This window comes from Corallococcus sp. 4LFB, assembly GCF_046520365.1.
Lineage (GTDB): Bacteria > Myxococcota > Myxococcia > Myxococcales > Myxococcaceae > Corallococcus > Corallococcus caeni.
This window is the reverse complement of the sequence record NZ_JBKGHJ010000101.1, coordinates 1-19,714: the sequence shown is the minus strand read 5'-3', so window position 1 is coordinate 19,714 and position 19,714 is coordinate 1. Positions and strand designations below refer to the sequence as shown.

The 19,714-nt window shown below is 70.9% G+C and carries 18 protein-coding genes and 1 pseudogene; 6 read left to right on the top strand and 13 right to left on the bottom strand.

The features are described 5' to 3' along the window. Positions 1-212, top strand: a pseudogene (locus ACLEQD_RS13675) (hypothetical protein); the annotation flags it as partial. Positions 213-517: 305 nt separating this feature from the next. On the opposite strand, the gene ACLEQD_RS13670 reads toward ACLEQD_RS13675, so the two are convergent. The 10 genes from ACLEQD_RS13670 to ACLEQD_RS13625 form a co-directional block, all read right to left on the bottom strand. Next, a complete protein-coding gene (locus ACLEQD_RS13670) occupies positions 518-1,177 on the bottom strand; it encodes a class I SAM-dependent methyltransferase (RefSeq protein ID WP_410384228.1) in 660 nt (219 codons plus the stop codon). A gap of 138 nt (positions 1,178-1,315) precedes the next feature. Next, positions 1,316-2,455 (bottom strand): mannosyltransferase family protein, encoded by a 1,140-nt coding sequence (locus ACLEQD_RS13665; protein WP_410384226.1) that lies wholly within the window; start codon positions 2,453-2,455, stop codon positions 1,316-1,318. A gap of 99 nt (positions 2,456-2,554) precedes the next feature. Then, the gene (fadJ, locus tag ACLEQD_RS13660) at positions 2,555-4,792 is read right to left on the bottom strand and encodes a fatty acid oxidation complex subunit alpha FadJ (protein ID WP_410384224.1); all 2,238 of its coding nucleotides are present in this window, start codon (positions 4,790-4,792) and stop codon (positions 2,555-2,557) included. Continuing rightward, positions 4,792-6,093, bottom strand: a complete 1,302-nt coding sequence (fadI, locus tag ACLEQD_RS13655; protein WP_410384222.1) for an acetyl-CoA C-acyltransferase FadI — start codon at positions 6,091-6,093, stop codon at positions 4,792-4,794. Before fadI ends, fadJ begins: the two co-directional genes overlap by 1 nt. A gap of 117 nt (positions 6,094-6,210) precedes the next feature. Further along, the gene (gene hemE / locus ACLEQD_RS13650; RefSeq protein ID WP_410384220.1) at positions 6,211-7,254 is read right to left on the bottom strand and encodes a uroporphyrinogen decarboxylase; all 1,044 of its coding nucleotides are present in this window, start codon (positions 7,252-7,254) and stop codon (positions 6,211-6,213) included. Positions 7,255-7,975: 721 nt separating this feature from the next. Further along, entirely contained in the window at positions 7,976-8,599 is a 624-nt protein-coding gene (locus ACLEQD_RS13645) for a carboxypeptidase regulatory-like domain-containing protein (RefSeq protein ID WP_410384218.1), read from the bottom strand. Next, positions 8,599-10,284: a caspase family protein gene (locus ACLEQD_RS13640; RefSeq protein ID WP_410384216.1), complete on the bottom strand. Its 1,686-nt coding sequence runs from the start codon at positions 10,282-10,284 to the stop codon at positions 8,599-8,601. Before ACLEQD_RS13640 ends, ACLEQD_RS13645 begins: the two co-directional genes overlap by 1 nt. Next, complete coding sequence (locus ACLEQD_RS13635; RefSeq protein ID WP_410384215.1) at positions 10,271-11,068, bottom strand: hypothetical protein; 798 nt, start codon at positions 11,066-11,068, stop codon at positions 10,271-10,273. The genes ACLEQD_RS13640 and ACLEQD_RS13635 overlap by 14 nt, the downstream gene beginning before the upstream one ends. A gap of 3 nt (positions 11,069-11,071) precedes the next feature. Then, positions 11,072-11,224, bottom strand: coding sequence for a hypothetical protein (locus ACLEQD_RS13630; protein ID WP_410384213.1), 153 nt, complete (start codon positions 11,222-11,224; stop codon positions 11,072-11,074). A gap of 3 nt (positions 11,225-11,227) precedes the next feature. Next, entirely contained in the window at positions 11,228-11,881 is a 654-nt protein-coding gene (locus tag ACLEQD_RS13625) for an RNA polymerase sigma factor (protein ID WP_410384211.1), read from the bottom strand. A 229-nt stretch (positions 11,882-12,110) separates the two neighbouring features. Here ACLEQD_RS13625 and ACLEQD_RS13620 point away from each other — a divergent pair, with 229 nt between their 5' ends. Next, complete coding sequence (locus ACLEQD_RS13620; RefSeq protein WP_410384209.1) at positions 12,111-12,881, top strand: hypothetical protein; 771 nt, start codon at positions 12,111-12,113, stop codon at positions 12,879-12,881. Between the two features lie 21 nt (positions 12,882-12,902). On the opposite strand, the gene uvrA is transcribed toward ACLEQD_RS13620, so the two are convergent. Next, entirely contained in the window at positions 12,903-15,446 is a 2,544-nt protein-coding gene (gene uvrA, locus ACLEQD_RS13615) for an excinuclease ABC subunit UvrA (protein WP_410384207.1), read from the bottom strand. Positions 15,447-15,523: 77 nt separating this feature from the next. Between uvrA and ACLEQD_RS13610 the strand changes: the two genes are divergently transcribed. Next, positions 15,524-16,588 (top strand): tetratricopeptide repeat protein, encoded by a 1,065-nt coding sequence (locus tag ACLEQD_RS13610; RefSeq protein WP_410384205.1) that lies wholly within the window; start codon positions 15,524-15,526, stop codon positions 16,586-16,588. On the opposite strand, the gene ACLEQD_RS13605 is transcribed toward ACLEQD_RS13610, so the two are convergent. Then, the gene (locus tag ACLEQD_RS13605) at positions 16,570-17,700 is read right to left on the bottom strand and encodes a serine hydrolase domain-containing protein (RefSeq protein ID WP_410384203.1); all 1,131 of its coding nucleotides are present in this window, start codon (positions 17,698-17,700) and stop codon (positions 16,570-16,572) included. The genes ACLEQD_RS13610 and ACLEQD_RS13605 overlap by 19 nt on opposite strands. A gap of 68 nt (positions 17,701-17,768) precedes the next feature. Then, complete coding sequence (locus ACLEQD_RS13600) at positions 17,769-18,197, bottom strand: YciI family protein (protein WP_410384201.1); 429 nt, start codon at positions 18,195-18,197, stop codon at positions 17,769-17,771. 160 nt (positions 18,198-18,357) lie between these two features. Between ACLEQD_RS13600 and ACLEQD_RS13595 the strand changes: the two genes are divergently transcribed. The 3 genes from ACLEQD_RS13595 to ACLEQD_RS13585 all read left to right on the top strand — a co-directional run. Then, positions 18,358-18,897, top strand: coding sequence for a hypothetical protein (locus ACLEQD_RS13595; protein WP_410384199.1), 540 nt, complete (start codon positions 18,358-18,360; stop codon positions 18,895-18,897). 91 nt (positions 18,898-18,988) lie between these two features. Beyond that, positions 18,989-19,489: a phosphopantetheine-binding protein gene (locus ACLEQD_RS13590; RefSeq protein WP_410384197.1), complete on the top strand. Its 501-nt coding sequence runs from the start codon at positions 18,989-18,991 to the stop codon at positions 19,487-19,489. After that, positions 19,465-19,714 (top strand): acyl carrier protein (locus ACLEQD_RS13585; RefSeq protein WP_410384195.1); only part of this gene is annotated, 250 nt, incomplete at its 3' end. The genes ACLEQD_RS13590 and ACLEQD_RS13585, both read left to right, overlap by 25 nt.

Sequence of the window (19,714 nt, the reverse complement as noted above, 5' to 3'; positions counted from 1 at the left end):
CTGGACGAAGCGGCGCTGCTGGGGTGCTGGATGCGCTGCCGGCGGGGGATTTCGAGCTGGGGTGCCACCCGGCGAGGCGCGCGCACGTGCCGGAGGACCCGGCGTGGCGGTATGGCTGGGACGCGGAGCTGGCGGCGCTGACGAGCCCCCGCGTGAAGGCGAAGCTCGTGGAGCGGGGCATCGCGCTCGCGAACTACGGCGAGCTGCGCTGAGGGCCGCTGGGTGCGGCTGGCTCCAGCCTTCGGACCGGGATGCGGTCCTCACGGATGAGAAGATGAGAACCCCGCGGGGACGCCCCGCCGGCCGCGGACCGCGCGAACTGGTCCGACTGTCGGACCAGTTGGGGGACGACCGCAGCCGGCCCCCTGCCCCGCCGAACTCACGCCGCCGAAACCTGTCCGACTGTCCGACCAGTTGGGACCGAGGCGGGCGGGGACAGCAGGGAGGTCCGGGGGCGCAGGTCGCGCAGGCGCTTTCCGGCCGACGCGCGCGGCTCACCGCGAAGGCTCGGGCTCCGTCAGCGGGCCTCGGCGTCGTAGAGCAGGTGCGGCGTCGTGTAGCCCGCGCCCAGTCCGACCACCTCGCGCACCTCGAAGCCCGCGTCGCGCAGCAGCCGCACGCCGTCCACGCGCGGCTTGAGCACCATGCCTCCGCTGGCCTTCGTGCGTCTCAGGAGGGACACCATCACCCACTCCTGCGCTAGCGCCTTGCCGTGCTTCCAGGAGTGGTCACCCTCCACTTCCTTCAACAGGAAGCGGCCTCCGGGCTTGAGCAGACCGCGCACGGACTGGAGGAAGCCGGGCCACTTCGCTTCGGGCAGCAGGTACAGCACGTCGCAGACCACCACCGCGTCGAGCGTGTGCGGCTGCGTGCTCGCGAGCTGCTCCACGGAGCCCACGTCGAGCGTCACGTTGGGCAGGCCGGACAGCGCCTGCCGGGCCCAGTGCACCTTGCGCTCATCCAGGTCCACGCCCAGCACGCGGCGCTCCGGCACCGCGAGCGCCATCACCGCGGACAGGAGGCCGTGCCCGCAGCCGATGTCCGCCACCGTCCCGGAAGGCATGCGCGACGCCACCGCGAGCAGCGGGGCCGACGATGCTCGCGCGTGCACGTGGAAGCGCTCGCTCGCGGGCAGGTGCGCGTAGAGCTTCAGCGCCTGGTCCATGAGCCCGCTCATGACGTGGCCTCCACGCTCGGGACCACCGGGTTCGCCTCGCGCGTCAGCGCATGCATCCGTCGCTCGCTCATGACGTGACCTCCACGCTCGGGACCACCGGGTTCGCCTCGCGCGTGAGCGCATGCATCCGTCGTTCGCTCATGACACGTACTCCGCGGCTCCGTACGCCACGGTCAGCGCGAGCATCACGCAGGCGAACGTGGCGAGCACGCCCCACCTCAAGCGCGGCCTTTCCCTCAGCAGCAGCGCCAGCGTGAGGAACAGCGGGAAGGCGGCCAGGAGGTAGCGCCCCATGCCCATGAAGTCCTTGCTGGACATGGCGGGCAGTCCCACGATGGCCAGCGTGTACACGCCATAGCCCCACCCCAGCCGCTTCGCCGTGGGCCACACCAGCGCCAGCGCCCCCACCGTGACGGCCGCGTGCCCCACCAGCCGCAGGCCGTCCGACAGCGACATCTCCCGGCTGAAGCCCTGGAACCAGCGCAGCTTCGCCCACGTGCGCCAGCCCGGCATCTGGTCCCATCCCGGCGCGGACTGCACCTTCACGAACGCGAACGGCTCGCCGAACGCCTTCCACTGATAGAGCACGTACAGCACGAAGCCCGCCGCCGCGAACACCGGCAGCAGGTCCATCAGGCTCCACCTCTGGCCGCGCTCGTGCTTCCACTCCAGCCGCCGCGCCAGCAGCCCCACCACCAGCGCGGGCGCCACCGGCCGCGCCGCCGTGGCCACCGCCGCGAGCAGCACCGCCCACCCCAGCTGCCCCCGCTCCAGCAGCAGGAACGCCCCGATGATGAGCAGCAGGAACAGCGCGTCCGAGTACATCGCCCCGTAGAGGAAGAACGCGAACGGGTAGAACGCCAGCAGGAGCCCCGCGTTCCGCGCCGCCTCTTCGTCCGCCCGCGTGCGCGCCCACAGCGTGAAGACGTACAGCGCGCCCAGGCCGCACAGCATGGTGACGAGCATGCCCGCGATGAACGGGTCCAGGTGCAGCAGGCCCAGGCCGCGCAGCACCAGCGGATACAGCGGGAAGAACGCCACCGGGCTCTGCTGGCCGGGCGTGTAGCTGTAGCCCTCCGTCGCGATGCGCGCGTACCAGCCGGCGTCGAAGTGCGCCCAGCCCAGGAGGACGGGGGCGCCCGGCCACGTCAACCTCGCGGGGCTGTAGCCCTGCGGGAACGCGAGCGCGGACGCCGTCACCAGCGCGGTGCACACCGCCAGGGCGGCGAGCCCGGCGGTCAGGACAACACGAGGAGCGGAACGGACCATGCGGGCCATGCCCTTGGTCCAGAACCGCCCCCCGCGTCAAGTCAGGCCCGGAAACGGGGAGAGAACCGTGGCCGGTCCCCTCCCCCGCCCCGGTGCGTCAGGCGGGCCTCAGGCCTCGTGGAAGCCCTTGCCGGCGCGCACCTTCTCCACCAGCAGCGGCGCGGGCGTGAAGCGCTCGCCGTACTTGTCCTGGTAGTGCTCCAGCTTGCGCAGCAGGTTGGCCGGCCCCAGGGCGTCCGCGTACCGGAACGGGCCGCCCAGGAACGGCGGGAAGCCCAGGCCGAAGATGGCGCCCACGTCGCCGTCGCGGGGGCTGCGCAGGATGCCCTCGCCCAGGCAGCGGATGGCCTCGTTGACCATCTGCAGCGCCACGCGCTCCGCCATCTCCGAGGCGTCCAGGGACTTGCGGTCCTTGCCGTGCGGCAGGAGCAGGTAGACCTGCGGGTCCACCTCCTTCTTCTTCCCGCCCTCGTACAGGTAGAAGCCCTTGTTCGTCTTGCGGCCCAGGCGGCCGTCGGACACCACGCCCTCCAGCGCCTTGGGCGCCGCCATGCGCTTGCCGAACGCGGCCTCCATGATGGGCCCCACCTTCTGGGCCACGTCGATGCCCACCTCGTCCAGCAGCGTGATGGGCCCCACCGGGAAGCCGAAGTCCACCAGCGCCTTGTCCAGCTGGACGATGTCCGCGCCCTCGGCCAGCAGGTACGCCGCCTCGTTCATGTACGGCGCGAGGATGCGCGACGTGTAGAAGCCCGGCCCGTCGTTGACGACGATGACCGTCTTGCCCTGCTTCTTGCCCACGTCCACGCACGTCGCCGTCACCCACTCCGCGGTGCCCGGGTGCGTGATGATCTCCAGCAGCGGCATCTTGTGGACCGGGCTGAAGTAATGCATGCCAATCACCTGCGAGGGGCGCTTGCTGCCCTTCGCCAGCTCGCCGATGGGCAGGCTGGAGGTGTTGGACGCGAAGATGGTGTCCTCGCCGGTGACGGCCTCCACCTCCGCGATGACCTGGTGCTTGAGCTTCAGGTCCTCGAAGACGGCCTCGATGATGAGGTCCACCGACTTGAAGCCGCTGTAGTCCGTGCCCGCGGTGATGTTGGACAGCTTCGCGTTCGCCTCGCGGTGGGTGAGCGAGCGGCGCTTCACGCGCTCGTCCAGCACCGTCTGCACCTGCTTGAGCGCGCGGCCCGCGCCCGCGTCGTCCCGGTCCTTCACGCGCACGGGCACGCCCTGGAGCACGCCGGCCACGTAGGCGATGCCGCCGCCCATGAGCCCGCCGCCGAGCACGCCCACCTTCTTCACCTCGCGCGGCTTCACGCTGGCGTTGGCGGTGCCGTTCTCCTTCTTCAGCGCCGTCGTGGCGAAGAAGATTTCGACGAGCCGCTTCGACACGTCCGTGAACACCAGCTCGCCGAAGGCCTTCGCTTCCGCCTCCAGGCCCGCCTTGCGGCCGGACTCCAGGCCCACGCGGATGACCTGGAGCGCCTTCTCCTGCGCGGGGTACTTGCCGCGCGTCTTCTTCAGGAGCGCCTTCTTCGCCTGGTCGAACAGCACCTTGCGGCCCAGGGGGTTGTCCTCCAGCGCGGCCTCCGCCCACAGGTCCTTGCGGATGAGCCCCTGGAAGAGCCCGGCGAGGCCCTTCTTCTTGCCGCTCCGGGCCACGGCCTTGAAGCCCTGGTGCGCGCGCTCCACCTTGAGCGTGCCCGCCGCCAGCTCCGCCGCGCGCCTGAGCGCGAGGTCCTTCAGCATGGGCACGGGCACCACCTCATCCACGATGCCCAGCTTCTTCGCCTTGGACGGCTTGACGTTCTTGCCGGTGAGGATGAGGTCCAGCGCCGCCTGCGCGCCAATCAGCGCGGGCAGCCGCTGCGTGCCGCCCGCGCCGGGGATGAGACCCAGCTGCGTCTCCGGCAGGCCCACCACCGACTTGGGGCTGTCCGTGACGATGCGGTAGTGGCACGCGAGCACCCACTCCAGCCCGCCGCCCAGGCACGCGCCGTGGATGGCCGCGACGACCGGCTTGGAGAAGTCCTCCAGCCGGTCGAACTGCTCGTGCGCGCCGCGGCTGATGGCTTCCACTTCCGCCGGCGTCTTCAGCGTCCGCAGGAAGTCGATGTTCGCGCCGGCGACGAAGTTGTCCTTCTTGCCGGAGATGAAGACGACGGCCTTCACCTCCGGGTCCCGCTCCGCCTGCTGGAGCAGCGTGGTGAACGCGGTGCCCACTTCCGGGGACAGCGTGTTCACCGGCGCGCCCGGCTGGTCCACGGTGATGACCGCGACGCCGTGGATGACGTCGTAGCTCAAGCCCTGCTTCGCTTCGACTGCCTCTTGCTTGGTCGCCATCACGCACGCTCCAGGATGACCGCGGCGCCCAGCCCGCCCGCGGCGCAGACGGTGCACAGCACCGTGTTCTTGTTCCGACGCTTCAGCTCGTTCAGGGCCTGCGTGACGATGCGCGCCCCGGTGGCACCGAACGGGTGGCCAATGGAGATGGAGCCGCCCGTCACGTTCAGGATGGAGCGGTCCACCTCACCGACCGGCGCGTTGAAGCCCGCCTTCTTCGCGAACTCCTTGGACGCGAGCGCCTGGAGGTTGCTCGCCACCTGCGCGGCGAAGGCCTCGTGCATCTCCACCAGGTCGATGTCCGACAGCTTCATCCCCGCGCGCTTGAGCGCCACGGGCGCCGCGTACGCCGGGCCCTGGAGCAGCTGGTCCCCGGGGTCCGTGGCCGCGAACGCGTGCGCGCGCAGGAAGCCCAGGGGCTCGTAGCCCAGCGCCTTCGCCTTCTCCTCGCTCATGAGCAGGAGCGCCGCGGCGCCGTCCGTCAGCGGGGACGCGTTGCCGGCGGTGACGCTGCCATAGCGGCGGTCGAACACCGGCTTGAGCTTGGAGAGGGCCTCCAGGCTGGTGTCCTCGCGCACGATGTTGTCCTTCGTGGCGGACTGCTCGTACTTCGGCGGCACGAGGACGTGCATCACCTCGTTGTCGAAGCGGCCTTCCTTCCACGCCTTCGCCGCGTTCTGGTGCGAGTTGAACGCGATGAGGTCCTGCTCCTCGCGGGAGATGCCGTTCTCCTTGGCCATCTTCTCCGCGCTCTCGCCCATGGTTTCGCCGGTGGAGTACTCGGCGATGGCGGGGGGCACGGGGATGAGGTCCTTGGCCTTGAGCTTCTGGAAGGGCTTGAGCTTGTCCGGGAGGCTCTTGCCCTTGGACGACGCGGCCAGCGCGTGCGCCAGGGGGCGGCTGGTGAAGATGGGCGCGTCGGACAGGGACTCGGTGCCGCCCGCGATGACGACGTCCGCGTCACCCAGCGCGATGGCGTTGGCGCCCGCCACCATGGACTGGATGGACGTGGCGCAGGCACGCGCCACGGTGAACGCGTCGATGCGCTTGGGCAGGCCCGCCGCCAGCACGACTTCACGCGCGATGGAGGGCGCGGTCAGCGTGGGGATGACCTGTCCGAAGACGACCTGGTTGATTTCGTTCGGGTCCAGGTCGCTGCGCTGCACCAGCTCCTGGACCACCATCCGGCCCAGGTCCAGCGCCGTCAGGTTCGCGAAGACGGTGCTCGCCTTCGCGAACGGCGTCCGCAGTCCGCGAACGATGGCCACCCGCCGGTGGCCGCTGCGCTTCTCGCTTGCCATGTGTGCCTCACCCTCTGTGAACCGAGTGAGGCGCTTCTAACGGCGGGCAATGCACCGCGTCAACGGCCGATTGATTCTTGAGTCAACTGCTCACCAGAGGGCCGGGCAGGGGCCTGTTCAGCCGAGGGTGCCCTGGCGCAGGGCCGCGCCGTGCTTGTGGACGGCCTCCACGAGGAACTTCGCGGCGTCCGGGTCCGTGGGCGGGAGGATGCCGTGGCCCAGGTTGAAGATGTGCCCCACGGGGCCGGCGCGGCGGAGGATGTCCTTCACGCGGCCGTCCAGCTCTTCACGCGGCAGGAAGAGGTGGAGCGGATCCAGGTTGCCCTGGGTGGCGACGTCCGGCCCGAGGATGCGGCGGCCCTCGTCCACGGGGCAGCGCCAGTCCAGGCCGATGACGTCCGCGCCGGTGCGCTTCAGGAGCGGCAGGTGCGGGGTCATGTTGACGCCGAAGAGGATGACGGGGACGCCGGTGGCCTTGAGCTCCGTCACCATGCGGGTGAGGTACGGGAGGCTGAAGCGTTCGAAGTCCCAGGGGGACAGCTCGCCGCCCCAGGAGTCGAAGATCTGCACGATGCTGGCGCCGGCCTCCACCTGCATCTTGAGGTACGGGATGAGGGTGTCGGTGAGCTTCTGGAAGAGGCGGTGCGCGACTTCGGGCTGCTCGAAGAGCAGGCGCTTGATCTGGATGTAGCTCTTGGAGCCGCCGCCCTCGACCATGTACGCGGCCAGGGTGAAGGGCGCGCCCGCGAAGCCGATGACGGGCACGGAGTCGTTGAGGGCCTTGCGCGTGCGGCGGATGGCTTCGGCGACGAAGCCGGTGCCCTCCACGGGGTCGGGGACGCCGAGCTTGTCGATGTCCGCGGGGGTGCGCAGCGGGTTGGGGAAGTGCGGGCCCTTGTCCCCGAGTTCCAGGTGGATGCCCATGGCCTCCACGGGGATGAGGATGTCGGAGAAGATGATGGCGGCGTCCACGCCCAGGCGGGTGATGGGCTGGACGGTGACTTCGGCGGCCAGGTCCGGGTCCTTGCAGAGGTCCAGGAACGCGATGTTGCCGCGGATGGCGCGGTACTCGGGCAGGTAGCGGCCCGCCTGACGCATCAGCCACACGGGGGTGGTGTCGGTGGGCTGGCGGCGCGCCGTGCGCAGGAGTCGGTCGTTCACGTCGTCACCTTCGTGGGGTGGGAGGGAGGCGGGAGCTTCACGGCCTGCGGTGTACCCTATCTTCATGACCCGGTTGAACCGCTACGTTCCGAGCCTGCTCGCGCTCGCATGCATGGCCTGCGCGACGGCGCGGACGGCGGCTCCCGCTCGGCCGCAGTGGCCGCTGCCTCAGGAGCTGGTCCGCTGGGAGCCGGTTCCCGGGGTCAGCGTCGTGGCGCCTCGGGTGTCGCCTGGGGAACCGGAGTCGCCCCGCTCAGGGCCGGTTGCCAGCTGCGGGTACGAGAAGGCCGACCACCACCTCCTTCTCACTTTTGGTGAGCCTCCGCCCCTGACCGGCAACGGTGGCTGCTCGTGGAGGCACGACGACCTGGACAGGTACTTCAAGATGAACTGGGAGGCCAATGTCTACGCTCCCGAGGCCTCGCCCGAAGACAAGCGCGAGCAACTCCGGATGAAGCTGATCCAGCGCTACGGCGTCCCAGAGAACGAACTCACCCGACTGCCCGCGCCTGGTACGGCTGGGAGTGGCGCAAGACCGTCAAGGAGTGGCTGGGGCCTCCGGAAGAAATGCCGGATGGGATTGGAGAGCTGCTCCGCGATCGCTGGCTCGTCGCGGGGACGAGCCTTGTCTTCCTTCAGGTCATTTCTCCCGAGGGTGATCCATTCCCCGAGGGCGAGGCCTTCCTCGACTCGCTGCGGATCACTGACTTGAAGTGACGATTCAGCCGCCGTCACGGCCGCCGTGGTCGTCGCCTCCGTCGTCGTCACCGCCGCCGTCGTCATCCGTGGGCAGCGTGATGGCTCGCACCTGCTCTTCCCCTTCGCGGACGCAGAGCTCCTCTTCCACGTCCTCCAGGTCGTCGGCCTTCACCTCCAGCTCGTAGCAGCCCGTGGGCAGCGGCCCCAGGCGCGCTTCGCCGACTCCGGGTTCAAGCTTGATGCGGTCCAGCCCCGTGTCCTTCAGCTCCACCTCCACGCCGGACGGGATGGCGCCGCTTTCGTCCGACACCCTCACGGTGAGAAAGGCTCCGGGCGAAGAGGCGATGTCACCCACGTCGGTGACCTGGGCGCCCTGAGCCACCACGGACTTCCTCGCCGCGCGTGTTCTCGACGCGACCACGAACAGCTCCAGCGACGTCGCGGGCACTCCGTCCAGTTGGAAGCTCCCGTCCGCGGCCACCGTCGTGCGCAGCTCGGAGTGGCCCATCACGCTCACGCGCGCCACGTCCGCCTCCACGCCGAGGATGCGCCCCTTCACCGTGCCCGTCCGCAGGTCCCCGTTGACGAAGCCGCCACAGCCGGCCAGCGCCAGCAACAGGCCCCATCCACATGCCTTGGCTCGCATCAGAAGCGGTACCCTCCGGCCAGCATCAGGCCTCCAAAGCCCACCGTGCGCGTCTGTCCATCCACCGGGACATAGGCCCACAGCAACTGCGTGCGCACTTCCACGACCCAGGCCGGAGTGAAGCGGAACGACACCGCCGCCATCCAGCCCGGCCAGGCCGTGACGTAGCGCTCGTCCCGGTCCAGCAGCTCCAACTGGAAGGAGCGTTGCAGCCACAACCCGGCCACTCGCGGTCCGGTTGAAAAACCCAGCCGGCCCCATGTCCACGTCGGCCCCACCGCAACACCCAGGAGCAACGTGCGGTGCCGCACCGGCACGACGCCGCCCGGATCCAAGCGCAGCGACTGACTCCCCTGCCCCGCCGCCACGTCCACCCAGAGGTCCAGCCTCCCGTCCAGGAGCACGCCCTCCCAGCCCAGCCCCACGCCCGCCAGCGCCGCCGCGGGCAGCACCTGCTCCCGGCTGCGCCCATCCAGGAACCCGAGCATCCCCGCGCCCAGCGTCACCGTGCGCTTGGGCCCGTCCACCCTGGGACGAAGGAACGCTTCCAGCTCCCGCCGCTCGCCGGAGCGCAGCGCCACGGTGTCCTCCCACAGCACCTGCCCGCCCTTGCGCAGCTCCAGGCGCCTGCGGCCCTCCGGCACCACCACGCCGCCGGGCAGCTCTCCTGCTTCCTGGCCGTCCACCTTGAGCGTGAAGCCCTCCAGCCTCGCGCTGTAGGAGAAGACCTCCGGCTGCCCGGGCCGCTCCAGCGTGCCGGAGAGCAGCACCGGATCCGCGCCCACTTCGAGAATCTGCGCGCTCGGACGCTGGCGTCCTTCCGTATAGGCCCAGGTGTTGCGGCGGGCCCAGTCGTGCGCCTCCGTCGCGCTCACCGCGCCGTCGCGGTTGCGGTCGCCGCTGCCGTCGAGCGCCTGGATGAGGAAGTGCGTGTAGATGTCATTGGCCAGCGCGTCGTCCTCGCGCGCCGCTTCGCCCCAGTCGCTGGCGGACAGCACCAGCGAGGCGCGGCTCGCCGCCTCCAGGGGCTGCGGCAGGAAGGAGGCCTTGAGGTGCGAGAGTTCGTCGCGCACCTCCGGGGGCAGCAGCGACTTGCCCGTGCCGCTGTGACAGGTGGCCAGGACCAGTACGCGCCGTCGCGAACCCAGCCGCTCCAGGGCCTGCTCCAGCGTGGCCATCTCCAGGCCCGTGCCGGCCACGTCCCGGTAGCGGGTGTCCGACGTCACCAGGTACCGCTGCAACTCGCCCCGCGCGTCCCGCGCCAGCGAGCCGTGCCCGGACACGTAGACGACCACCGTGTCCTGCGGACGCCACGGCCGGGCCTCCAGCGCCTGGAGCGCGGCGAGCACCGACGTGCGCGTCGTCTGCTCGGGCCGCGTGAGCACCGTCACGGAGCGGAAGCCTCCTCGCGCCGGATCCGCCAGCACCCGGCCCAGGTCGTCCGCGTCCTTCGCCGCGTAGCGCAGCCCGTTCCAGGATGGATCCGCGTACGCGGAGATGCCGATGAGCAGCGCGTGCCGTTCGCCCTCCTGCGCCGTGGCCAGCACGCCGTCATCCAGGCGCACCCGCACCGCGCGGCCCTTCTCCCGCGACTCCACGGAGGCGCACGCGCCGAGCGTCACCAGCGCCAGCACCAGGGGGATGAACAACAGGCGGGACACGCGCGGCTCCTCAGGGAGCAGCATGCCCCGACTCCACCTTCAAGCGAAGGCGGGCCTGGGCCGCGTCGGAGGGCACCTGTCCGCTGACGCGCGCCGCCTCCAGCGCCGCGGCCCCCTGCTCGCCTTGCGGCCAGGCGACCAGCACCAGCGTCACCGGCCCCTGTTCGCCCTCCAGCGACACGCCCGCCAGGTCCTCGCCGTCCCGCAGGTCATGCGTGCCCGGCGTCAACACATGGCGGCCCAGCACCTGCGGCGGCACACCGGGGGCTTCGCGCACCAGCAGCGCGTCCGCGGACTCACTGGCGTGGTAGCGCAGGAGCACCACCGCTTCGGGCGGAAGCACCGCGTCCGCGGCCACCGCTCGCACGGTTCCGTCCGGCATCCGCGCCACCGCCGTGAGTTCCAGCGACAGGGGCGCGGCGCCCTTGATGCGCTGCGAGGACGGCTCGACCACGCCAGGCCTTTCGGTCCCCGGACGCACGAGGAGAGCCAGGACGACGGCGGCGGCCATGGCCCCCAATCCCCCCGTCACCCATGCCCGCCGGGGCGCGCCCAGCTTCCGGCGCACCCGTGCCCAACCGACCGCGTCCTCGCGAATGGGGCGGCCCGAGGCCTCCACCAGCGCTTCGTCCGCCAACGCGTCCAAGCGCGGGAACTCCCCGGGCTCCGCTTCGTCGCGCGCGAGGAACGCCTCGCATGTCTCACAGGGACGCGAGAGGTGCTCGGCGAAGTAGCGCACCGCCTCGGGCTCCCGCTGCTCGAGCCGCTTCGAGGACTCCACGTCCAGGTGTCTGTCGGTCCCGCTCATGGCTCACCCCACCTCCGCGGTCAGCTGCGCCAACCGCTTCGCGGACTCCAAGCCCAGGTGTCTGTCGCTCCGGCCCATGGTTCGCCCCGCCTCTTCGGCCAGCCGCGCCAGCCGCATCGAGGACTCCACGTCCCGGTGTTTGTCGCTCTGGCTCATGGCTCACCCCACCTCCGCGGCCAGCAGCCGCGCCAGCAGCTCGCGCTTCACCCGGGCGCGGAAGCGCTCCAGGCGCATCGTCACCGCGCTCTTGCCCAGGCCCAGCCGCTCCGCGATCTCCCGCGCGCTCAGTTCGCCCTCCAGATAGAAGAGGCGGGCCGTGTCCTTCTCCGGGCCTTCGGGCAACCCTTCAATGAGGGCTCGCACCACCGCGACCCGCCGCTCCAGCGTGAGCGAGGGCGGCAGCGCGGGCACGGCGATGTCCGCCTCGCGCGCCAGGTCTTCCTCCACGCGGGCCCGGGCCTTCGCCCCACGGCTGAGCGCATAGGCGTGGTGCCGGGCGATGGTCAGCAGCCAGCCGCTGAACGCGCGCGGGTGCTGGAGCCGGGGCAGCTCGCGGAAGGCCCGCACGAACGTCTCCTGCACCACGTCCTCCACCTCCGCGGCCTCCAAGTCCCCGGAGCCCTGGGCCACGCGGCGCACCGCTCCGTGGAAGCGCTGGTAGAGCTGGCCACACGCGGCCTGTTCCCCTCGGGCCGCCCGGCGGATGCAGTCCGCCATCTCCTGCTCCGTCACGCCCCGGCCCTCCCCGCGCACGCGGTCCTCGCGTCGCGGTGACGCCCCCAGGGGCAGGCCGATCCAGGTGTGAAGGTGCAAGCCATGACCTCCATCCACTACTCCGTCCGGAGGGAAGGAGTCACGGGGGGTACTTCCGGCCACGCGCCCTCGTCCGTTGGAGGCGCGGAGTCACCGGAAGTGCGTGTCCCACCCTGGAGCGGCGCGTGGAAAATCCCCCCTGTGGCCGTTTTTGGCGGCCGTGCTCCTTCTTTTCAACGGGAGGCGCCCCTCATCGCGGGACGCCCTCCAGAACCAGGAGACACACGTCATGCGTTTCATCGGTCTGTTCGCCTCCGTCCTGTGCCTGTCCGCGTGTGGCAATGGTGCGTCCTCCGTGGGGTTGAGCACGCGGATGGGTTCCGCGGTGTCGGGCGCGGGCCTCCCCGGCCAGGCCGTGCAGCGGCTGGAGACCTCCAATGGCATCACCGTGGAGCGGGTGCGCCTGTCGGTGCGCGAGCTGGAGCTCAAGCGCGAGGGCCACCACGACGACGACGCCACGGAGGACGACGGCGGCACGAGCACGGATGACTCCAGCGAGCAGAAGCAGCGCACGGGCGCCTTCCTCATCGACCTGTCGGGCACGGCGCTGGACGGACAGGTCGTCCGGCTGCGCGACGTGACGGTGGAGCCGGGCCTCTATGATGAAATCGAGTTCGACATCGGCAAGGTGTCCGTCACCGAGGCGGGCGACAACGCGGCGCTGAAGGAGCTGGCGGAGCTGGGGGCCTCGCTCGTCATCGACGGCCACATCGACGGCGCGCCCTTCCAGTTCGTGTCCAGCCTCCACGTGGAGCAGGAGCGCGAGGCGGACTTCGAGGTCACCGGCGGGGACGACCAGAACGTGACCATCAACATCGACCCCAGCAGCTGGTTCACCGGCGAGGGCGGCGCGCGGTTGGATCCGCGTGACGAGCACGACCGCTCGCAGCTGGAGAACAACCTCCACAAGTCCATTGACGCCTTCGACGACCACGACCGCGACGGCGGCGAGGACCACGACGACGACCACGGCGGCGACCGCGACGGCAGCGACGACTGAGCCCGCCGCCCCGGCCCTCCGTCACTTGAGCACCCGCGCCAGGTACGGCGCGGTGCGGCTCTCCTTCACCTTCGCCACGTGCTCCGGCGTGCCCTGCGCCACCACGCGGCCCCCGGCGTTCCCCGCGCCGGGCCCCACGTCGATGACGTGGTCGCTGGCGGCGATGACGCGCAGGTCGTGCTCCACGACGATGACCGTGTTGCCCGCGTCCACCAGTCCCTCCAGCTGCGCCATCAGCTTGTCCACGTCCGCCGGGTGCAGGCCGGTGGTGGGCTCGTCCAGCACGTAGAGCGTGTCGCCGTGCTGGGTGCGCTGGAGCTCCGTGGCCAGCTTGATGCGCTGGGCCTCGCCGCCGGACAGCTCGGTCGCGGGCTGGCCCAGGCGCAGGTAGCCCAGGCCCACGTCGCGCAGCACCTTGAGGGCGCGCTGGAGGGGCGGCTCGGCGGTGAAGAAGTCGAAGGCGCCGTCCACCGTCAGGCCCAGCACTTCCGCGATGTTCTTCTCCCGGTAGCGCACCTCCAGCGTCTTCGCGTTGTAGCGGGTGCCGTGGCACGTGGGGCACGGCGCGTACACGCTGGGCAGGAAGAGCAGCTCCACGCTCACGAAGCCCTCGCCCTCGCACGTGTCGCAGCGGCCTCCCGCCGTGTTGAAGGAGAAGCGCCCCGCGCCGTACTTGCGCGACTTCGCCAGCGGGGTCGCCGCGAACAGCTTGCGCACGTGGTCGAAGAGGCCCGTGTACGTCGCCAGGTTGGAGCGCGGCGTGCGGCCGATGGGCTTCTGGTCCACCGTCACCAGCCGGCGGATGGCCTCCATCCCCTCCTTTATATGTCCCTCGCTCGCCACCACCGGCTCGCGGTCCAGCGGCTCGCCCTCCTCCTCTTCCGGCGTCAGCGTCTGGCCCAGCCTCGCCGCCACCAGCTCCACCAGCGCCTGGCTCACGAGGCTGGACTTGCCGGAGCCGGACACGCCCGTCACCGTCGTGAAGACGCCCAGCGGGAAGTCCACGTCCAGCCCGCGCAGGTTGTTGCGCCTCACGCCCTCCAGCCGCAGCCGCCCCGTGGCCTTCCGGGGGGAGCGGCGGCGCAGGGCCTCCTCCTCGAAGAGGTAGCGCCGCGTCCGGGACGCCTCCACCTTCGCCAGGCCCTCCGGCACGCCGCTGTAGAGCACGCGGCCGCCGTGCTCACCGGCGGCGGGGCCCACGTCGACGAGCCAGTCCGCGTGGCGGATGACGTCCACCTCGTGCTCCACCACGAACAGCGAGTTGCCCGCCTCCTTCAGCCGGTCCAGCGCCGTGAGCAGCGCCTCCGTGTCCGCGGGGTGCAGGCCGGCGGACGGTTCATCCATCACGTACACCACGCCGAAGAGGTTGGAGCGCACCTGCGTGGCCAGCCGCAGCCGCTGCAATTCTCCGGGTGACAGCGTGGGCGTGCTGCGCTCCAGGGACAGGTAGCCCAGGCCCAGGTCCGTCAGCACCTGGATGCGCGCGAGCAGGTCCTTCGTGATGCGCTGGGCGACGATGACCTTCTCGGGGTGCTCGCGGGCCATTGCCTCCGCGTCCTTCCCCTTCCCCTCCGCCGTGGGCTTGATCAGCTCCGCGACCTGCTCCAGCGGCATGCGGGACAATTCGCCGATGTCGCGGCCCGCGAACTTCACCGACAGCGACTCGCGCTTCAGGCGCTTGCCTTCACACAGGTCGCAGTCGCTGGCGACCATGTACCGGGCGACGCGCTTCTTCATCATCGCGCTCTGGGTCGTCGCGAAGGTGGTCATCACGTAGCGCTTCGCGCCCGTGAAGGTGCCCATGTAGCTGGGCGTCTCCTTGCGCGCCATGGCCCGCTTCACCTCTGCGGAGGTGAAGCCCGCGTAGACGGGGACGGAGGGCTGCTCGTCGGTGAAGAGGATCCACTGGCGGTCCTTCTTCGGCAGGTCGCGCCAGGGCTTGTCGATGTCGTAGCCGAGCGTCACCAGGATGTCGCGCAGGTTCTGGCCGTGCCACGCGGGCGGCCACGCGGCGACGGCGCGCTCGCGGATGCTCAGGCGGTCGTCGGGCACCATCGAGCGCTCGGTCACCTCGAACACGCGGCCGATGCCGTGGCACTTGGGACACGCGCCCGCGGGCGTGTTCGGGGAGAACGCGTCCGAGTCCAGCCGCTCCAGCTTCGGCGGGTACGTGCCCGCGCGCGAGTACAGCATGCGCACGGAGTTGGACAGCGTCGTCACGCTGCCCACCGACGAGCGGGACGTGGGCGCGCCCCGGTGCTGCTGGAGCGCCACCGCCGGAGGCAGCCCGTCGATGGCGTCCACCTCCGGCACGCCCACCTGATCAATCAGGCGCCGGGCATACGGGGCCACGGATTCGAAGTAGCGGCGCTGCGCCTCCGCGTAGAGCGTCCCGAACGCCAGCGACGACTTGCCGGAGCCCGACACGCCGGTGAAGACCACCAGCGCGTCGCGAGGAATGTCCACGTCCACGTGCTTCAGGTTGTGTTCCCGGGCGCCCCGGACGCGGACGAAGCCGGAGGGGTCGGGGGTCTTGCCGGTGCGCGGTGCTTTCGGAGGTGCCATGCCAGGGCGGAAGTTGCCCATTGGCCCGGGCCCGGTCATCCGTGACACGGAGGGCTCGTCAGGATTTGATGGCGCGCATGCCTTCATCGTTCTGCAGAGGACAGCCCGGCCCGCTTCGCCGCTTCACCGGGCTCACGGTCTGTGCGCTCGCGGGCTGGCTCGCCGCCTGCTCCAGCCCGAGCACCTCCCCGCCGGCGCCCACGTCCCCCGCGCCCACGGCACCGGCCGCCCCGACCTGCAGGGACGACCCCTCGGCATGCTTCGAGGAGGCCCGGAAGGCGGAGCTGGATACCAGCCCCCAGAAGAGCTTCACCCGCCCGGCCGAGCTGTACGCGCGCGCCTGCAACAAGGGACACCACGCGGAGGCGTGCTTCCGCGTGGCGATGCTTTCAGCGGAGGTGGGCGGAAAGCTCCACGACAGCCGAAGGGCCCGGGAGTTTGGCAAGAAGGGCTGCGAGCTTTCCCACGCCCCCAGCTGCGCCCTGGTCGCGACGCTTTATTTCGAAGGCACCGGCGCCGACAGGAACGACGAGCGCGCGGCGGAGTTCGCCCAGAAAGCCTGCGATGGCGGCAGCGCCTCCGGCTGCGCCACCCTGGGCGTCCTGAAGCTCGGGGGCCACGGGGAGGGGCCGGAGGTGACCGCCGGCGTGAAGCTGCTCGAACGCGCCTGCACGGAAGGGGCGGCCGCCGGTTGCTTCGAGCTCTCCGGCCTCTACGCCCTGGGCCGTGGCGTGAAGCAGGACGACCAGCGCGCCCACCTCCTGAAGCAGCAGGGGTGTGATGGGGGCCACGCCCGGGCCTGCTTCGAGCTGGGCATGGCCTACGACGGAGCCTCCCACGTCGTGAAGCACGACAAGACGAAGGCGGCCGCGCTGTTCGAGAAGTCCTGCGCGCTCAAGCCGCCGGAAGGATGCCTCACCCTCGCGGAGATGCTCCTGGACGGCGTCGGGATCCAGGCCGACGCTCCCCGGGCCGCGACGCTGCTCGCCCCCCTCTGTGACTCGGGAGACGCTGGGTCCTGCGGCAGGCTTGGCGACCTCTATGAGAAGGGCCGTGGGGTGGAGCGTGACGTGGAACGTGCCAGGGCGTTGAAACAGAAGGCCTGCGAAGGGAGCAGCCTGGACTACTGCGCGCGCCGGTAGCCCCGCGCCCCCGGCCGCTCCAGCCCGAGCGCCGCCGGCAGCACGTACCGCCCGAACAGGACCAGGGGCAACGCGGAGCCGGCGTCATCATTATAGTGGCTGGCGGTGAAGGCCGCGGTGAGGCCCAGCGAGGGCGCGACGAAGACGTACTGTCCCCCGTTGCCCCGCGCGAAGGACACCTCCACCGGGTTGCCGTTGATGACGAAGCGGGTGCTCCACCACAGGAGCCCGTAGCCGGCGTCGCCCAGCGGCCCCAGCGCCTTGCCGGACTCCGTCACCCACGCCTCGGAGACCCGCCGCTCGCCCTGCCACACCCCGCCGTCGAGCACGAGCTGCCCCACCTTGAGGAAGTCGCGCGGACGCAGGCGCAGGTGGCCGCCCGTGTCGGTGCCCTTCTTGCCCGCGGGCTGCCAGGTGAAGTCCTGGACCTGCATGGGCGCGAACAGCCACTCCCGGGAGAGGTCCGCGATGGACCGGCCGCTGACGTGCTCCAGGAGCGCGCCCAGCAGCACCACGCCGCCCGTGCAGTAGCGCGTGACGGTGCCGGGTTCGTCCCGCATGGGGACGTCCACGATGAAGCGGACCCAGTCGTCCGTGCCGTACATCCGCTCCTCGTTCCCGGGCGACTCCGGATCCCAGTCGTCGCACGCGAGCCCCGAGCGCATCTGGAGCAGGTGCCGCACCGTGATGCGCTCCTTGCGCGGATCCGGGTTCCGCACCGGGGCCAGGTGCGGCAAGAGCGGCAGCACGGGCGCGTCCAGGTCCGGCAGCAGGCCGCGCTCGTGCGCCATGCCCACCAGCAGCGACGTGACGCTCTTCGTGGCGGACCGCAGGTCGTGCGCCGCTTCCCGCGTGAAGCCGTTCCAGTAGCGCTCGTAGAGGAGCTGGCCGCCGCGCGCGACGAGTACCGCGTCCGGAGTCTCCACGGTGCCCTCGGACACGTCGTGCTCCAGCGCGTCGAACCAGGGACGCTGGACGCCCGCGTCCTCGAACGACGCCACGGCCCAGCCGTCGTCGAGCCGGTCCGGCGGCGAGCCCGGTCCCGTGGGCAGCCGCTTCCCCCCGCATGCCGCGAGACACACCACGCACAGCAGCGCCACCCGCTGGAACATCGCTTCACCCGCCTTCGCACCGGCCCTGGAAGCGCGGCAGCGTATGTCACGGGAAGACGGCACGGCGACTAACGGTTCTTCGCGGCCTGCTCGCGGATGCGCGCTTCCTGCTCGCGCAGCTCCGGGGTGAACCCGGCGCCGAAGTCGTCGTCCTCGAAGACCTGCCGCAGCTCCAGCTCCACGTTGCCGCCTGCGTCGCTGGGCGGCCAGCGCTTGAGCCACTCCAGGGCCTCCTGCCTCGACTTCACCTGGATCAGGGTGAAGCCGGCGATGAGCTCCTTCGTCTCCGTGAAGGGACCGTCGATGATGGCCGGCTTGCCGTTCGTGAACTTCACGCGCGCGCCCTTGCTGCTGGGGTGGAGCCCTTCGCCCTGGAGCATCACGCCGGCCTTCACCATCTCCTCGTTGTAGGCGCCCATCGCGGCCAGCAGCTTCTCGTCCGGGAGGACGCCCGCCTCCGTGTCCTTGTCCGCCCTGCGGATGATCATGAAGCGCATGGTCGTGTCTCCTGGTGGCTGCCTTCCCCCAGGCAACGAATGGGGCCGGGGAAAATCGACACGGCCTTTATATTTTCCGCCGCGCCGTCCAAGTCCTCGCAATGACGGGGCTTTCCAGGGCCCCATCGCGGGTGTGACAGTCCCGGGCATGCGCGTGGGCATGACATCCGCCGGGCCCCGGCCCTTTCCGGGCAGCGGCCTGCTGCACCCCTGGGTGCTGGTGTCGGTGTTGCTGCTCGTCCTGAACGACCATGTGTTCAAGGCGCGCTGGCCGTCGTGGTGGACGGGGAAGCTCTCCGACGTCGCCGGGCTCGCGATGTTCCCGGTGCTCCTCCAGGCGCTGTGGGAGCAGGCGTCCCGCCTCCGTGCGCGGGAGTTCCGCCCGTCGTTCGCGGTGCTCGTGGGCGCGGTCGTGCTGACGGGGCTGTGCTTCGCCGCCACGAAGCTTTCACCTGACGCGGGGAATGCGTGGCGCTGGGCGCTGGGCGCGCTGCAGTGGCCCTTCTTCGCGCTGCGGGCCTGGCTCGCGGGCGTGCGCATTCCTCCGGTCCGGCTCACGCAGCACACGGTGGACATCACGGATCTGCTCACGCTGCCTTCGCTTTTCATTCCCGTGTGGCTCGGGTGGCGGCGTGCTCGCGAGGCACGCGAACAGGACGCGCGTATTCCCGCGCGCGACGTGTCTTCCCCGCATCCTTGATTGCTGCGTGCTGTGTTTGTCACGTCGCGAGACGTGTCAGACCCCACCTGCACATTGCGCCCCGCCAAGCATTGAACCGGCAGGGGCCATCATGTCCGCACATTCATCGCAGCAGAGCGTCACCGCGTCGTCGACCATCCTCGAGCAGGTGCGTCAGTGCGCCGCGTCCGTCACCCGCTATCCGCTCGACATCCTGACGGAGCACGCGCAGCTCGAGGATGAGCTGGGCATCGACTCCGTGAAGCTCGCGGAGATCGCGGCCGTCATCGCGCGCGAGTTCCACCTCCCGCCGGACCGGCTGCCGCGCAACGGAAAGGCGCGCACGCTCGGCGCCATCGCGGGGGCGGTGACGGAGGCGCTGGGCACGGCGCCCAGCCCGTCGCTCCACGTCGCGCCCGCGCAGGTGGCGCCTGTCGCTTCCGCGCAGCCGCAGGTGGCGCCTCTCGCTTCCGCACAGCCGCAGGTGGCGCATGTCGCTTCCGCCCAACTCCCGGTGACGCCCGTCGCTTCCGTGCCCGCTATCGTGGAAGCGAAGGCGGCACCGGCGCCCTGGACCTGCTGCCGCGCGTGCGCGCCGTGTTCGCGCGCGTGACGCGCTATCCGGAAGACCTGCTCACGCCGCACGCGGACCTGGAGGACGAGCTGGGCATCGACTCCGTGAAGCAGGCGGAGGTGATGGCCGTGCTCATGAAGGAGCTGGGCCTGGGTGACGCCCCGAAGCCCTCGCAGCGCCTGCGCACGATGGCCGCCATCGCCGACGCGGCCCGCGCGCTGTTGCCGTCCACGCCGTCCACGCCGGCCGTTCCGGAGGCCCGGC